The sequence below is a fragment of the Corynebacterium sp. LaCa_205 genome, from assembly GCF_057458085.1.
This window is the reverse complement of sequence record NZ_CP190931.1, coordinates 2,266,561-2,281,718: the sequence shown is the minus strand read 5'-3', so window position 1 is coordinate 2,281,718 and position 15,158 is coordinate 2,266,561. Positions and strand designations below refer to the sequence as shown.

At 61.6% G+C, this 15,158-nt stretch carries 13 protein-coding genes and 1 tRNA gene; 7 read left to right on the top strand and 7 right to left on the bottom strand.

Going from position 1 to position 15,158, the window contains the following annotated elements; all coding sequences use genetic code 11:
• The first annotated feature begins 13 nt into the window (after positions 1-13).
• Complete coding sequence (locus ACP8J1_RS10935; protein WP_023020049.1) at positions 14-1,123, top strand: glycosyltransferase family 4 protein; 1,110 nt, start codon at positions 14-16, stop codon at positions 1,121-1,123.
• Here the strand turns inward: ACP8J1_RS10935 and ACP8J1_RS10930 are convergent.
• Positions 1,038-2,456, bottom strand: coding sequence for an MmpA family trehalose lipid delivery protein (locus ACP8J1_RS10930; protein ID WP_023020048.1), 1,419 nt, complete (start codon positions 2,454-2,456; stop codon positions 1,038-1,040). The two genes, ACP8J1_RS10935 and ACP8J1_RS10930, sit on opposite strands and share 86 nt — an antisense overlap.
• Positions 2,446-3,603 carry a PorA family protein gene (locus ACP8J1_RS10925; RefSeq protein WP_023020047.1) on the bottom strand — a complete coding sequence of 386 codons (1,158 nt, stop codon included), beginning with the start codon at positions 3,601-3,603 and terminating at the stop codon, positions 2,446-2,448. Before ACP8J1_RS10925 ends, ACP8J1_RS10930 begins: the two co-directional genes overlap by 11 nt.
• 9 nt (positions 3,604-3,612) lie before the next feature.
• On the opposite strand from ACP8J1_RS10925, the gene ACP8J1_RS10920 reads away from it, so the two are divergent.
• On the top strand, positions 3,613-4,773 hold the full coding sequence (locus ACP8J1_RS10920) for an acyltransferase family protein (protein ID WP_051138308.1): 1,161 nt from the start codon (positions 3,613-3,615) through the stop codon (positions 4,771-4,773).
• Here the strand turns inward: ACP8J1_RS10920 and ACP8J1_RS10915 are convergent.
• From ACP8J1_RS10915 to ACP8J1_RS10905, 3 genes are read right to left on the bottom strand one after another with little or no spacing between them, the layout of a single operon-like run.
• Positions 4,694-7,762 (bottom strand): alpha-(1->3)-arabinofuranosyltransferase domain-containing protein, encoded by a 3,069-nt coding sequence (locus ACP8J1_RS10915; protein WP_023020045.1) that lies wholly within the window; start codon positions 7,760-7,762, stop codon positions 4,694-4,696. The genes ACP8J1_RS10920 and ACP8J1_RS10915 overlap by 80 nt on opposite strands.
• A 2-nt stretch (positions 7,763-7,764) precedes the next feature.
• Positions 7,765-7,962: a DUF2613 domain-containing protein gene (locus tag ACP8J1_RS10910; protein ID WP_005325448.1), complete on the bottom strand. Its 198-nt coding sequence runs from the start codon at positions 7,960-7,962 to the stop codon at positions 7,765-7,767.
• A gap of 22 nt (positions 7,963-7,984) precedes the next feature.
• On the bottom strand, positions 7,985-8,491 hold the full coding sequence (locus tag ACP8J1_RS10905) for a universal stress protein (protein WP_034655562.1): 507 nt from the start codon (positions 8,489-8,491) through the stop codon (positions 7,985-7,987).
• Positions 8,492-8,549: 58 nt separating this feature from the next.
• On the opposite strand from ACP8J1_RS10905, the gene ACP8J1_RS10900 reads away from it, so the two are divergent.
• From ACP8J1_RS10900 to ACP8J1_RS10890, 3 genes are read left to right on the top strand one after another with little or no spacing between them, the layout of a single operon-like run.
• A complete protein-coding gene (locus tag ACP8J1_RS10900) occupies positions 8,550-9,710 on the top strand; it encodes a glycoside hydrolase family 3 N-terminal domain-containing protein (RefSeq protein ID WP_034656046.1) in 1,161 nt (386 codons plus the stop codon).
• A gap of 34 nt (positions 9,711-9,744) precedes the next feature.
• Complete coding sequence (locus tag ACP8J1_RS10895) at positions 9,745-11,433, top strand: VanW family protein (protein WP_023020042.1); 1,689 nt, start codon at positions 9,745-9,747, stop codon at positions 11,431-11,433.
• Positions 11,434-11,446: 13 nt separating this feature from the next.
• A complete protein-coding gene (locus ACP8J1_RS10890; RefSeq protein ID WP_023020041.1) occupies positions 11,447-11,746 on the top strand; it encodes a hypothetical protein in 300 nt (99 codons plus the stop codon).
• Between the two features lie 22 nt (positions 11,747-11,768).
• Here the strand turns inward: ACP8J1_RS10890 and ACP8J1_RS10885 are convergent.
• Positions 11,769-11,842, bottom strand: a tRNA-Gly gene (locus tag ACP8J1_RS10885).
• Positions 11,843-11,907: 65 nt separating this feature from the next.
• On the opposite strand from ACP8J1_RS10885, the gene dcd reads away from it, so the two are divergent.
• On the top strand, positions 11,908-12,471 hold the full coding sequence (gene dcd / locus ACP8J1_RS10880) for a dCTP deaminase (RefSeq protein WP_034656041.1): 564 nt from the start codon (positions 11,908-11,910) through the stop codon (positions 12,469-12,471).
• 42 nt (positions 12,472-12,513) lie between these two features.
• Positions 12,514-13,842 carry a UDP-glucose dehydrogenase family protein gene (locus ACP8J1_RS10875; protein WP_034655559.1) on the top strand — a complete coding sequence of 443 codons (1,329 nt, stop codon included), beginning with the start codon at positions 12,514-12,516 and terminating at the stop codon, positions 13,840-13,842.
• Between the two features lie 65 nt (positions 13,843-13,907).
• Here the strand turns inward: ACP8J1_RS10875 and ACP8J1_RS10870 are convergent, their stop codons facing one another.
• A complete protein-coding gene (locus tag ACP8J1_RS10870) occupies positions 13,908-15,071 on the bottom strand; it encodes a YibE/F family protein (protein WP_156900709.1) in 1,164 nt (387 codons plus the stop codon).
• Positions 15,072-15,158 lie beyond the last annotated feature (87 nt).

Below are 15,158 nucleotides of genomic sequence, written 5' to 3'. Positions count from 1 at the left end.
CTAATACCTCACAATGAAGATTCTTTTACTATGCTGGCGCGATTCCACCCACCCGCAAGGCGGGGGCTCGGAGCGTTACTTGGAGCGCGTGGGCGAATACCTCGCGGCGCAGGGCCACGAGGTGGTTTTTCGCACCTCCAAGCACATGAATGCCGCGCGCCGGGAGGTGCGCGACGGTGTGCGCTACAGCCGCGGCGGCGCCAAGTTTGGCGTATATCCACGCGCGTGGGCCGCGATGCTGGCCGGCCGTTTGGGGCTGGGTGACCTGCGCGGCGTGGATGCGGTAATCGATACCCAAAACGGCATTCCTTTCTTCGCCCGCTTGGTATCTGGGGCGCCGACGGTGCTGCTTACCCACCATTGCCATCGCGAGCAGTGGCCGGTGGCAGGTCCCCTCCTGGGCCGCCTCGGCTGGTTCCTTGAGTCCCGGGTGGCTCCGCGTGTGTATCGCGGGGCTCCTTATGTCACCGTTTCTGAGGCTTCCCGCGAGGATCTAGAGGCACTGGGAATTAAGGGTGCGCACATCATTGCCAATGGTCTGGACCCGGTTCCGGACCATGTGCCTTCCCTGGAACGAGAGGCCGACGTGCACTTGGTAACGCTCTCGCGCCTGGTGCCGCATAAGCAGATTGAGCATGCCATGGATACTGTGGCGCAGACCCCGGGCGCGGTCCTGGATGTCATAGGCTCCGGTTGGTGGGAGGCTAACCTGCGTGCCTATGCCGAGGAGCATGGTGTCAGCGATCGCGTGCGCTTTCGCGGTCAGGTAACCGAGGACTATAAGCATGCCTTGCTCGCCCGTGCCGATGCCCTGCTTATGCCCTCCCGCAAAGAGGGGTGGGGCTTGGCAGTAATGGAGGCAGCCCAACATGGGGTCCCCACTGTTGGCTATACGTTTGGCCTGCGTGACAGTGTTATTAACGGTGAGACCGGCATCCTGGTAGAGCGCGAGGAAGACTTCGTGGCGGCCACCAAGCAGCTGCTTGCTGACGCCCCCTTACGCCGCACCCTCGGCTCCAACGCGCGCGATTTTGCCGCTAGCTTCTCGTGGGAGAAGACCGGCGAGCAATTCGCGGAATTGCTGCAAGGGCTAGTAGCGGACAAGCCATCCACAACGCCGTAAACGCCCATGGAACCTGTGGCCGTGGTGCGTCCGTCTCCGCGGCTATAGCACCGTCTACGACAACGACGCCGACACCGATCCGGGCCAGCTGCTTCATATCGTGTGCCTCCCACGCGCGCAGCGCCGCCCGATACTGCGGCGAAGCCTGATCCACCACGGTCCCGTCCACGCTCAATTCCCCGGATTCCACCATGGCCAGCGCCTTGGAATAGGGATCTACCGCCACACCGCCAGGCACCTCTACAAGGTTGGCGCGCTCTGGAAAGAAAGCCACCCGGCCGTCAATCTCGCGCACCAGCTGCTTATCTACCCCCGTATCCCGCGGCGTGAGCACCCCTAGCCGCCCCGGAACCGGAATCAGCTGCACGGCCGCGGCCACGGTGGCTAGTGCCGCCGGCAGGTTCGGCAGCGCACCCAGCGAGGCCACATAAAGCGGCAATGCCAGCATGGTCAGCTTTCCGCTATCGCGCAGTAGCGCCGCCCCTGGAACGTGATCGATGAACCACACCAACGCGCCGGGAACCAGCCAGAAAAACATCGCCCCGCCAAGACCAATAACTGCCAGTATGCTCAGCCGAACGGGAACCCGCCACGCCCCGAGCAGGGCGATGATCGCCACGATGACACCGCATATCGCAAACCCGATGGCTGCTTGTGCATTCCAGATGCCGCCCAAGCGCAGCAGCGCGCCCCCGGTGCCGACGTGCTCTTCGGCTCGCGGGGCAAACGCAGCCACCGCCGCAGCGGTATCGCCGGGCGCAGCGGGATAGAACATGCCCGGAATGGCCCACGGCAAGCACAAGACCACGCCGCCAAGTGCTACCCGCTTGCGGCAGGTCACCGCCGCGGTCACCACGGCAAAGAGTCCACCCGTAGGGGTAAATGAAGCACCCCACATAGCCAGCCACGCCACCCAGCTGCGCTGTTTTCCTGCCCACGCGATGACCGGTAGCAGCCACGCGGCCACCGCAAGGGACCACTGACCCTGCAGGAGGCGCTCGATAACGAAAGGATTGGCCACCGCCACCCCCATCGCGCTCACCGCGGAGGCTGTGGAGCGCGCCCAGCGCGCCGCGGTGAGCGCGGAGGACGCGGCGGCGGCAAAAATGAGCACCCGCGCCGCCCACGCGCCGCCTACTACAGCCAAGAAGCCGTCTTGCGGGGCATTGCGGGCAGGCAAACTTCCGCCGCCGAAAGCCGAAGGGGAAAGCGCCGGATGGCCAAGCAGCGCCATATCGCGCCACAGGAACTCACCGGGCAGGGCGAAGGGCCAGCACACCGCGGCAACGAGGATGAAGCCCCAGGCGAGGAGTAAAAGACGCTTAGCCTTCACGGTGGCGGCGCATGTACATATAGGCAGCACAGAGCAATAGGCCGACGCCGATGGCTTTGCCCGCCCAGCCGACGACCATCAAGGCACGAATGGTGCGAATGACCGGACGCACCTCGTCGAGGCGCTCCGCGCGAGTGTCATCGGACCAGCGCATATCGGCAGCGAAGATGGAGCGATCCTCCGTATCGTTATTGGCCACCATGGTGCCGGCTTGCTGTTCGTCGGCAGCGAAGAAAATCTTGATATTTTCCCGCAGATCCACCATGGTGCCGGTGGTGGGTTCCACGGAGATATCCCGGCCGACGGTATAAAAAGGTTCCACCGTGACCCGGTCAGTGGGATCTAGGCCGAGGAGCTTGCGCGAGTCTTCGTCATAGAACCGCTTCGCCGGACCAGAGATGCGGAAGTCCTTAGCGGCCAGCTGCTTTTCGCCGCTGCCGGAATCGACCGCCTCGGTGGTGATGTTTCTGCGCATATCGGCCAGGGAAATGGGCTGAATATCGTGGTGGAAGGAATAGGTAGGGATACCATCTAGCTTTTCCGTAGTGGTGAAGTCCACCGCCGTGGAGGATTGTGAGGCCAGATCGAAAAAGGGATAGGAGCGCTGCTCGGTCCCGGAGGGGAAAAAGTAGTTGATGCCATCTCGTTCGAAATCTGTGCGGGCCATTCCCGTATCCACTGCCGGCAGGAGGAATTCCCATTTATCCTTAGGGGCAGCCACCGGGTAGGTGGATTCTCGGTTCAACACAGAGTGCTCGGTAATTTGGGCGAGCGGAGTCTCGCCGGCTAGCAGGCGCGATAAAGAATCAGAGTGAGCGAGCGCATCGTCTTCTGCCACCTCAGCGGTCGTGGTGTTGCGCTCGATGGTCAGCAGGTCATGGTGCAGGTAACACCAGATGGGTGCCTTCTTTTCTTGGCACTGCGGATTCTTGCTATCGCCTGTGGCCTTGGCGCCGGCGATAAAGGCGGGCGCATCCATCCACACGCCGGCGGACGGTGCAGTGACAGTGTTGATGTTTTGGTCGAAGGCGAGGGGCCGGGTCTGATTGTTATATAGCGGTGGCACCACAGTGCCCAGCACTAAGAAAATGACGGCGGCAATGACAACCCACGCCAGTGGCGAGCGTGGCCAAAGGTAGCGTTTCATTGCAGTAATATGTCCAATCAGTTTCAGGTCGATCCGGGGTTAGGAGCAAGCGTGCAGCCGCAGGCATCTGTGAAAAGCGTACCCCAGCATCTGCCGGAGCTAGACGGTCTACGCGCGGTCGCCTCCCTTGGAATCATTGTCACCCACGTGTCTTTTCAGACCGGAACTGGGTGGGGGTTTGCCGGGCGCTTCGATTTTTTCGTCGCCGTTTTCTTTGCACTCAGCGCGTTCCTCTTGTGGCGCCGCCGCGGCTTGCACAGCTTAGCCGGCTATGCGCGCTCGCGCGTGGCACGTCTGTTGCCGGCCTATTATGCCTGCGTGGTGGCGGTGATGCTCCTGCTTCCCGACGCCCACTCACTCACCCTCACCCAATTGCTGAGCAACCTGACTTCCACGCAAATTTATGTGGTCGACGGGTTGGCCCCAGGTCTTACCCATCTGTGGTCGCTGTGCGTGGAGTTCTTCTTTTATCTCTTCTTGCCTGTGCTGGTGTGGCTGCTTGGAACGCTGCCGCGGCGCTGGCGCATTGCCGCCATTATCTTGGCAGGAGTGCTCAGCTGGGCGTGGGGATTCGTGCCCTTTGTAGCCGATTACGCCAAGGACCAGGTCAACTCGCAGATCTGGCCGCCCGCGTATGCCTCGTGGTTTGCCGTGGGAATGCTGGCCGCCGAATTCGAAGAAGCCGGCATCAGTCGGCGAGTGCAGCGGGTACTGCGGCCGCGCTGGGCGTGGTGGCTTGCGGCGGCGGTGGTGCTGTGGGGTGCCAGTCGCGAGTGGTTTGGGCCGCAGGGGCTTATCCATCCCGAACCCGCGGAATTTTCCCGCCGGATCATGGCGGGAGCGGCCTTTGCCGCAGTCGTGGTGGTACCGGTGGCTCTAGCTCCGCGGGAGAAATCTTGGCTGACCAGCCCACTCATGCAGGCACTGGGTACATGGTCCTATTCCATCTTCTTGTGGCATGTGGCTATCTTGGGCCTGGCCTTTCCCCTTACCGGGGTGCCGCTTTTTAGCGGGAAACCCCTGGACTTTTGGGTCATTCTGGCCGTGACTGTGGTGGGCACCGTGGTGGTTTCGGCCGCTAGCTATACGCTCATCGAGCGTCCCGGCCGGGATCTTCTCCTCGGTCGGCGGCGAAAAGACAGGCCACGCCCGCGGCACACAAGCAGCTAAGCAAGAGCGAATCACCCGCATAGGAACCAGACGTCCACGGCGCGCGGGCGAGGATGGCTCCAGCCGCAGCGACTACGCCGGGGGCGAGATAGGCGCGCGGGATGGTGGTCCAGCGCACTACCAACCACGCGGCCACGGCCGCCACTGCGGCCGGCCAGCCGGTAAGGGCCAGTGCACCAAGTGCCACGGCGGCTGAGGCAGCGCCCCCACGCGGTGCGTGCCAGGCGGGCTGGGACGGGCGGCGCGCGGCCGCCAGGAGGCACAGGCCGAGCGTCAGCAATCCCAAGGAGCCGCCCAAGAGGAGGGTGGCGCGATAAACCGGCTGGGCGGTGAAGGACATATGGAAGTCGCCGGAACGGCCGGCCGGAATGACAAAAGCCTGGGTGGCGGCGTCGATCTCGCGCGGGGTGAGCTCTTCATTGTCCAAATACCCGCGCAGGCCCTTATTAAAGGCGCGTCCGGTGACCAAGAGGCGGTCTTCCTCGCTGGCTTTAATCGAGTATCCAGTGGGCTCCGAGGGCTCCGGCGGGCGCCAGCCCACCTCGCGAAGGCTCACCCACGGTCCAGTGGTGCGCACACGGTGCGTGCCGGGGCTCAGGGTGAGGGAATCGCCGGGGGAGTAGCGGTGGGCGTCGATAAGCACCGGCTTGGTGGAATCTACCTTTACCCGCATGGGGCGCGGCGCCGTGAAGTCGCGGATGAGCACACCGGTATCTTGCAGCATCTGCTGGAAGAAGAATTGGTGCACATCGGGGGAGGTATCCGGCACGGTCACTACGCGCTCGACCGGCTGGCCCTCTACCCCTAGTTCCGCGATGCCGGTGCGGTGAGACAGCTCCACGCGAATGGCCTCGGTATCGCCGCCGGGAACGCGTACCTCCTGTGAGCGGAAGGGCTGTAAGTCCACGTCTACTGCGGCGCTGCCGGAGCGCACCGTAACCGTGGTGGCGCTGGTGGCCATGAGCTTTAGGCGCGGTTGGGTGAAATGACCGCGCAGCTCAATCCACCCGGAGTCATCGCCCGGCGCGGGCCACCACGCGGTGGAATTTTCCCCATCCACCGCGGCCGTGGCGGACTTGTGCGGTTGGGCGCCACCGAAGGCCGTGGCATCGGCCGCAGAGGAAGAAACCGCCACGGAACCGCCGTGAGTCTCGACCTGGCTAAGAGGCCCCGCGGAGGGATAATCGCGCAGGCGGTTATTTACGTGGCTGGGGTCGTCTGAAGCCAGGGGCGCGGAGATGGGGCCGTCGAGGGTGCCGTAGTTGCGGTCCGTGAGCGTCGGGGTATCGGTGACGATATCGGCGTCGCGATCGACGAGCTGGCGGGTGGTGGGGCCATGGTGGGCGTCGAGAAGCGCCAAGGCTTCCCCGCCGCCGGCCACGCGGACTGGGTCTGTGGGCCCTAAGGACATGCCGGCGTGGTTGAGCAAGATGACATCGACCTCGCCGAAGCGGTGGACCTCGCCGCCAAATTTACTGGCTAGGGCCTCGTCCTCACCGGTGAAGAGATCGTGGCGCACCATGACCGCGCCGATGCCCAGGCGCTGAAGGGAGCGCACGCCGGTGGCTGGGTCCTCCTTCAGTGCGGCCATGACGCCGTCGAGCCCGCGGATGGCCTCTGGTGGCACGAGCGGAATGGCATCGCGCACGGCCCAAGGGACATCGAGCAGCGGCTGGGCCGGCTCATCGCGCGTCCACCCCCAGGTCTGCCGGGCAAAAGACGCCTCTGGGTAGATAAGGGTGCGGGTATCGGCGGCATGGGTATTGATAAAGTCCGTGGCCTCGTGCCAGTAGGAGGGAACCTCCTTATACGCCCCCAGTGGCAGCAAGCGCTGTGACCATGCCGGGGAGATGACCGCGATGCACAGCAGTAGCGTGAGCGCGCCTACCGTCTGCTTCTTGGTAGGCCGCAAGCTGTGCGGTAGCGGCAGGTGCGCGCAGGCGCGCGCGACGCCTAAAAGCAGCGGGATGCGCACCAGCGGATCGAATTTATGCAGGTTGCGCAGCGCGGCCAGCGGGCCATCGAGAGCATCGAGGTACCACCCCGCCTGGCAGCCCAGCACCGCGATGCCCACCACTAGGACAACGGCCCACACACGCGGCAGTTTGGTGAGCCCGTAGATGCCCACGGCCGCGATGCCCATGGTGACCAGCACGAAGAAGGATTCGGTAGCCAGTGCATTGCCCGCCACGCGCTCGGTATCTACAAACGGTGTCCAGCTCGTGGTCCCGCGCAGGATTTCTGGCAGGTTGAGCCAGCGCGTGGTCACGCGAGCGGATTCGATGAATTCCGTAAACGGCGGGGCGTAGCGGCCAAGTACGATAAGCGGGCCGATCCACCAGGCCGATACTGTTAGGCACCCTAGAAGCCAGGCCGCGCCGGGTTTGAATGCGCGGCGGTAAAGCACAATTACCGCGGCCGGGGTGCAGGCGGCGATGGTGGCGGTGGCATTGACCGCACCCATGAGCGCTACGGGGATGGTGGCTGCGGCGGCGTCGCGCCACGTGAGCTTGGCATTGAGGAAGGGCAGGATGACCCAGGGGGCGAGCATGACCGGCCAGGTCTCGGAAGAAATGGCGGTCAGGGTAGAAAGCGCGCGAGGGGAAAGTGCGTAGAGCATCGCCGCCACCCAGACCCACCCGCCGCGCAGGCCTACCTTGCAGGCGAGCTTATGAAAGCCGATGAAGCCAACGCTTAAGACCACCAGCCACCACAGGCGCTGGGCCAGCCAATCGGGCAGTGGCTGGGTTAAAACGAAGAAGGGCCCTTGGGGAAAAAGATAGCCATAGGCCTGATTTTGTAGTTGTCCCAGGGTAAAGGTATCCGTATAGGCGCTCAGTGCCCCGCGGAGAAAATGCAGCGGATTGGCGGCCAGATCATGCTTGGTATCGGCAGCTGTCAGCCCCCACGGCTGCACGAGGAGGATGAGCGCTAGGGCAAAGATCCCCAGCGGGTAGGGGCGGGCAAGCCGCCCGCGGAGGGTACGCACACCTAGTTGCGGGATCCGTACTCAGGGCCGCCCAAAACCGCATCGGAAGCAGAAACCGCATTGCCTTCTGGCACGGTATCGGTGCCGGAGAACTGCGCGATGCCGATGATGGTGATGACGCCGAGCGCGATGCCCACAACAGCGCTACCGATGGCGGGGCCAAGGGTGCGCTTGTTCAAAGAATCGGTTTCCAGAGCCATGGCTAAAAATACTAGCAGCTATTTAGAAGTATTCTGCCTCATCATCGTCCGCGTCTTCCTCGTTTTCCTGCGGCACGATAAAGACGGGAAGGCCGGCATTGCGCACAATCTGATCGGCGGTGGAGTTGGTCCACCAGGCGCGGAAACCTGTCAGGGCGCGGGTGCCGGTCACGATGACATCCACGTCCAGCTCGTGTGCTGCATCAATGATGGCGGAGGAAATAGTGGTGGCGGATTCCACCAAGTGGGCGCGGCCAGCCAAGCCCAGGCTTTCGGCTAGTTCGATGCCCTGGCGGCAGATTTTCAACGCTTCCTCGTAGGCCGGATCCTCTTCGACGCCGTCCGGGGAGACGGTGGACTGGTGCATTCCAGTGCGGCTGACGGCGCGGGCGGTCTGCCGGGCTACGGGTTCCCAAGCGGTGAGGATTTCCACCGTGGTGGGCCGCAGCAGCTGGGCCGCGTGCTCGAGGGCGCGGCCGGCTCGTTCGGTGCCATCGTAGGCAATTAGCATTGTCTCGCCGTTACTCATGTGGCTAGTCTACCCACCGTTTCAGACAGAAGGCGAGGAATATTGCACACTGGAAGGCATGAAAACTCCGCGCATTCTCGCCAGCCTTGCCCTCGTGACGGCCTTGGGCGCCTGCTCCACCTCCCCTCAGGAGGACGCCGAGAGTCAGGACTCCACAACCCCAGCGGCATCGAGCTCACCGGCCGCGACGCAAGAGACGCAAGAAGAGACTTCGCAGGAAGCAGCCCCGCAGCAGGACATCCGCGCCATGGCCGCCTCTGTGTTGATGCCCCCGGTCACCAATTACGACGATGCTAAGGCCAAACTGGATGCTGGCGTGGGCGGAATCTTTATTCCCAGCTGGGCGGATCCCAACCTGCTGCAGGAAGAGGGCCGCGATATTAATGCCCTGCGCCAAGAGGTAGGCCGCGACTTTGAAGTCTCCATCGATTTTGAAGGCGGGCGCGTGCAGCGTTTCTCAGAGATCTTGGGCGAGTATCCCGCACCGCAACAAATGGCAGCCGAGCGTTCCCCGCAAGAGGTGGAACAGCTGGCCCACGAGATTGGCACGAGCCTCAAGGCTCATGGCATCAACGTGGACTTTGCGCCGGTGCTCGACGTCGATGGCAATGGCCTAGAGGTGGTGGGCGATCGGTCCTTTTCCACCGACCCCGCACAGGCGGGTGAATACGGCGCCGCCTTTGCCCGCGGGTTGGATTCCGCTGGGGTCAAGGCCGTATTCAAGCATTTCCCGGGACACGGCCGTGCTTCTGGCGATACCCACCTGGCCGAGGCCGTTACCCCGCCGCTGGAAGAGCTGGAGGGACACGAGTTCATTCCTTTTAAAACCGCCCTCCCTCAAGCGCCGAATGCCGCGCTCATGATGGGCCACCTCGCCGTGCCCGGTTTGGGCGATGGCCAGACTCCTGCTTCTATGCTGCCGGAGGCTTATGGCTTGGCTCGCGAGACCCTGCAGTACGACGGCCCTATTTATACCGATGACATCGGTGGCATGAAGGCGATTGCGGATTCGCTCCCGCTTGCCGACGCCGTCGTGACCTCCCTCAATGCCGGTGCCGATATGCCCCTGTGGTCCACCGAGGGCGATATCAATGCGGTAATCGATGCCGTTGTCGGTGCCGTGGACGAGGGGCGCCTGCCGCGCGAGCGTCTCGAGGACGCGGCCCGCCATGTCAGCGTTCCACCGGCCGACGTTGCAGCCGAGGCCGCACAGGACTAGGAAAAATACCACTAAAACCGTTAACCTTTAAGGCGTGAAAAAGGCAGAAGGAAAAAACGGTGCTAAAGGCTGGCTCATCGCGCTCGGTGTATTTGTCGGCCTTGTCCTGATCGCGGGTATTGCTTATGCCTGGGATGTCGCGGCAAACCAGGACAAGATTCCGCGCGCCGTTTCCGTCAACGGCGTGGACATCTCCGCCATGGATCGCACTGCCGCCGTGGAGAAGCTCGAAGATGAGCTTGCGGGCGTAGAGACCGAACCCGTTTCCGTCACCTCCGGTGACCTTCACACAGAACTCGTCCCTTCCGAATCGGGCCTTGCCCTGGATAACCAGCGGGCCGTGGACAATATTAAGGAGCCTTCCCTCAACCCTTTCACCCGCCTGTATAGCTTCTTCCGTTCCACCCGGGATATTCCGGTAGAGACCAACGTAGATGAAGCCCAGCTGCAGCCTGCCTTGGAGCGGGTGAAGAAAAACCTTTCCACCGACCCTGTCGATGGCATGTTGGAGCTTAACAACGGCGAGCTCAAGGTCACCGACCCGAAGCTTGGCCAAACCGTGGATGCCGGCTCCTTGCACAACGCGGTCACAGAAAACTGGCTCGATTCCGAGGGCGTGGACGTGGACCCAGAAGAGGTAGAACCGGCCATCAATGATGCGGCCATCGAGGCCATGCGCACCGGCGACGCCGCTAAGGCGCTGGATAATCCGATTACCTTGAAGGCTAAAAATAATGTCACGGCTACCCTGAATAAGCCGGAAATCTCCCAATTCACCAGCATTGAAAAGAAGGACGGCAAGCTCAAGCTCGCCGTGGATACCAACCGCGCGCAGGAGCTGTTGGCGGAGCGCTCTGAGGGCGCCGATGTGCCCGGTGTGAATGCCAAGATTTCCTTCAACGGCAACGACAAGCAGGTCACCCCGTCCGAAGATGGCGAAATCATCGACTGGGAGCCGACCATGAAGGACTTTGACAAGCGTGTGACCGGTGACGACCGCGAGTGGGACGCTACTTATAAGCCGGACCCTGCCGAGTTCACCACCGAAGACGCCAAGAAGGCGACCTTTAACGATACCGTTGGCGAGTTCACAACCGAGGGCTATTCCGCTGCCTCGGGCAAGAACATCGAGCTGGTGGCCCAAGAGGTCAACGGCGCTGTAGTCAACCCCGGCGAGACCTTCTCCCTCAATGGCTACACCGGCCCGCGCGGCACTGCCCAGGGCTATGTGGAATCCGGCATCATTATTGATGGCCACTCCGGTTCCGCCGTCGGCGGTGGCATCTCCCAATTCGCCACTACCTTGTACAACGCTGCCTACTTTGCGGGCATGGAAGATACCGCCCACACCCCGCACTCGTACTATATTTCGCGCTACCCCGCCGGCCGCGAGGCCACCGTTTACGAAGGCGCCATCGACCTGCAGTTCACCAATACCTTCAACACCCCGGTCCGCATTGAGACCGACTTCGGGGGCGGCAAGATTACCGTGCGTTTGAAGGGCACCAAGACCGTTGACGTTGAGTCTGTGAACAATGGCCGCTGGGCCAATACCGACCCACAGCCGATGTCTGTGCCAGGCAGCGACTGCTCGCCTTCCTCTGGTGCGCCAGGCTTTACGACGTCTGATACCCGCATCATCAAGGACCTCGGCGGCAAAGAGCTCTCCCGCGAGACCACCACCACGGTCTACGACCCGCAGCCCATCGTCCGCTGCGGCTAGTAGGCTCGGAGCCATGGAAGAGAGAACTCTGACAACGCTCATCTTTGGCAATGTGGTTATCGAATCGAACCTGCGCGGGGCAGAGCTGCGCGTTTACAGCGAAGATTGGCGCGGATATCAGCTCCGGACTGACCTGGGAGTGACGTTCCGTGCCCCGCTGGATAATATCCGTGGCACCGTGCCTCAGCGTGATATGGCCGAGCTTGTGGAGAGATTCTTGAAGCCGGCCGCCGCAGAACTAGAGGCGCACTATCCAGGCGGGGTAGAGCGGACACAAAAAGAACTTGCCCAGTGGTTAAGCGCCACAGACTAGCAAGAAAATTCCCCCCGAAAATTGGAGCCGACGACGGGAATCGAACCCGCGCTAGCAGCTTGGGAAGCTGCAGTTCTACCATTAAACTACGTCGGCACTGCGCGTTGATGCGCTCCGGCCTACTATACACCTTGGCCTTCGGCATGAGTAGAATTGGGGCCGTGCTTCTTTCAGATCGTGATATCCGTTCCGCCATCGACGCCGAAGAGTTGGGCATCGAGCCCTTCGACAGCGAGCTTATCCAGCCCTCCTCGGTAGACGTGCGCTTGGATAAATATTTCCGTGTATTCAATAACTCGCGGTATACGCATATTGACCCCAAAGAGGAAATGCCGGATCTCACCACCTTGGTGGAGGTAGAAGAAGATCAGTCCTTCATCCTGCACCCAGGCGAGTTCGTGCTCGGTGCTACGTTGGAAAAGTTCACCCTGCCTGCGAACTTGGCTGGCCGCTTGGAGGGCAAGTCTTCCCTCGGTCGCCTAGGATTGTTGACCCACTCCACCGCGGGCTTTATTGACCCAGGCTTTTCCGGTCACATTACGCTCGAGCTTTCTAATACCGCCAACCTACCCATTGCCTTGTGGCCGGGCATGAAGGTGGGGCAGCTGGCGATTTTCAAGATGACTTCAGCAGCTGAAAGCCCTTATGGCACGGGTTCGCTGGGGTCGAAGTACCAAGGCCAGCGTGGCCCGACGCCATCGAAGTCTTACCTGAATTTTCGATAGGCTTAAACCGGTATTCACATAAGGCCTTTAAGATAAGGCCTTATGCGTATGACTGTAATCGGCACCGGATACCTGGGTGCAACCCATGCTGCCTGCATGGCCGAGCTCGGCCATGAAGTACTAGGCGTGGACGTAGATGAAAATAAGATTTCCGCTCTCAAATCGGGCCAGGTTCCATTCTATGAACCGGGCTTGCCCGAGGTTCTGGAGCGCAATATCGAGGCCGGCCGCCTCGATTTCAGCACGGACTACGAAGAAGCAGCCGAGTTCGGCAACCTGCACTTTTTGGGCGTCGGTACTCCGCAGCGCCGTGGTTCCTATGCAGCGGATATGACCTACGTTAAGGCCGTTATTACGGACCTGGTGCCCAAACTCAAGGGCGATCACATCATCTTCGGTAAATCTACCGTCCCGGTCGGCACCGCCGCGGAGCTCCAAGAGCTAGCCAATGAGCTTGCCCCAGAAGGCACCACCGTGGAAATTGCCTGGAACCCGGAGTTCCTGCGCGAGGGCTATGCCGTCAAGGACACCATCACCCCAGACCGCATCGTGCTCGGCGTTGGTGAAACCAACAATGAAAGTCGAGCTGAAGAGGTCGCGCGTGAAGTCTATGCCCAGCCGCTCTCGCAAGACACCCCATTTATTGTCACGGACTGGCAGACCGCGGAGCTGGTCAAAGTCTCCGCTAACGCATTTCTAGCCACCAAGATTTCCTTTATCAACGCAGTCTCCGAAATCTGCGAGATTGCGGGCGCGGACGTGACCGCGCTTGCCGACGCCATTGGGCTCGACGAACGCATCGGCCGCAAGTTCTTAGGCGCCGGTCTCGGCTTTGGTGGCGGTTGCTTGCCCAAGGATATTCGCGCCTTCATGGCCCGCGCCGGCGAACTTGGCGCCGACCAGGCGCTGACCTTCCTGCGCGAGGTAGACGCTATCAATATGCGCCGCCGCGACCGCGTGGTAGACCTTGCCAAGGAAGCCTTCAATGGTTCTCTGCTTGGTCACCGCGTGACCGTGCTGGGCTGCGCGTTTAAGCCAAATTCCGATGACGTGCGCGATTCGCCCGCCCTTTCCGTGGCCGGTTCCTTGTCCTTGGCCGGTGCGGCAGTAACCGTCTATGACCCAGAGGGTATGGACAACGCCAAAAAGGTATTCCCCACCTTGGATTACGCCGCAGACACTGATGACGCCCTGAGCGAGGCCGAGCTGGTGATTTTGGCTACCGAGTGGAAGCAATTCAAGGAATTGGATCCGCAGCAAGCGGGCCAGCTCGTGGACAATAAACACATTATCGACGGCCGCAATGTGCTGCCTGTCGCGGATTGGCAGCAGGCAGGCTGGAAGGTTGAGGCCCTAGGCCGCACCCTCTAGGTTCTCAACTGCCTAGATACGAAAGGCTGAGCAGCGTCGATGCTGGCTCAGCCTTCCGCTTAGGCTTAAGCTTTTGTACGCTTTGGCACCGTGAAGGCCGCAATGGCCGTAGTGATGGGAACCGCGAGGGTCAATGCCATCGCGCCCACTCCAGAACGCAGCAGCTCAGTAGCGACGAGATCGCTGCTCAAAATCTGTCCGGCAGGGCGTTCTGCTGCGGTAATCAGCATGAGCAGCGGCAAGGTCGCGCCGGTATAGGTGAGAATCAGCGTATAGACCATGGAGGCAATATGGTCGCGGCCCACCTTCATTGCGGAGAGGAAAAGCTGTGTAGGGCGGGCATCAGGATCCGCTTCGTGGAGTTCGGTAATGGTGGATGCTTGGGCCACGGCGGCGTCGGCAAGGCTGCCCAAGGCGCCAACTACAAAGCCGCACAAGAGCACGCCCACGATGGATACATCAGGCATATAAAGAAGTAGCTTGAGGTTGTCCTCAGAACTGTAGCCCTGCAACTGCGAACCATCGATAGTGGCCCATGCCAGCACCGCTGCGAGAATGAGAGCGGTGAGGGAACCACCCACCGCCGATGCCGATTTCCAATTCATGCCGTGGACGAGAGGAACGGCCAGCAGAATGATGGCAGAGCAGGCTACAAGGGCGGACCACAGGGGATTATGAGCGTCGATAAGAGCGGGGACGAGGAACGCAAAGATCACGCCTAGGCTGAGCGCTAAGCCGATAAGGGCGCGTACGCCATGCCACGCCGCAAAAGCGATAATGACGACGGCGACGATAACCGCCCACAGAGCTAGGCTTCCGGTGCGCTGATAATCAGCAAAAGCATAGGACACAGCGCCGGAAGGGTCATCTGCCTTAGAAAGAACAATCTTGTCGCCCGGTTTAAGCTGCGGATCGCCGGCATTGCCGTAGGTGACCAATTGGGTCATGCGTCCTTCGTCCTCGCCGGAGGTGATATTGACTAAGGCGCGGTCGCACTGCACTTCCTCAGACCCAGGAATGAGCGGCGGTTTATCAAAGGCCTGTCCAGTAAGTTCCGATTGGCAAGCAGAGTGATCTGTCGTGTCGACCGTGCCCTCGACCTGTGGGTGGTTGAGGGCATAGGTTTGCTGAAAATCGGTGGAGGTGTGCTCGGAAGCTGGACTCTGAGGCCACAGCAATGCCATGCCCGCAATGGTGGCTATAAGCGCTGTGACGAGCACGCCGAGCAAGGCTAACCGCCATGGATGGTGAGCTAACGAAGTAGAGAGCCGACCCCATGAACTTCGAGTCGGCTGAGGCTTAGGTGCCGCAGAATG

Excerpts from the sequence above, each read along its gene's own strand:
- ACP8J1_RS10935 (WP_023020049.1), top strand. The coding sequence starts at position 14 with ATGAAGATTCTTTTACTATGCTGGCGCGATTCCACCCACCCGCAAGGC.
- ACP8J1_RS10925 (WP_023020047.1), bottom strand. The coding sequence starts at position 3,603 with ATGAAACGCTACCTTTGGCCACGCTCGCCACTGGCGTGGGTTGTCATT.
- ACP8J1_RS10920 (WP_051138308.1), top strand. The coding sequence starts at position 3,613 with ATGTCCAATCAGTTTCAGGTCGATCCGGGGTTAGGAGCAAGCGTGCAG.
- ACP8J1_RS10910 (WP_005325448.1), bottom strand. The coding sequence starts at position 7,962 with ATGGCTCTGGAAACCGATTCTTTGAACAAGCGCACCCTTGGCCCCGCC.
- ACP8J1_RS10905 (WP_034655562.1), bottom strand. The coding sequence starts at position 8,491 with ATGAGTAACGGCGAGACAATGCTAATTGCCTACGATGGCACCGAACGA.
- ACP8J1_RS10900 (WP_034656046.1), top strand. The coding sequence starts at position 8,550 with ATGAAAACTCCGCGCATTCTCGCCAGCCTTGCCCTCGTGACGGCCTTG.
- ACP8J1_RS10890 (WP_023020041.1), top strand. The coding sequence starts at position 11,447 with ATGGAAGAGAGAACTCTGACAACGCTCATCTTTGGCAATGTGGTTATC.
- ACP8J1_RS10875 (WP_034655559.1), top strand. The coding sequence starts at position 12,514 with ATGCGTATGACTGTAATCGGCACCGGATACCTGGGTGCAACCCATGCT.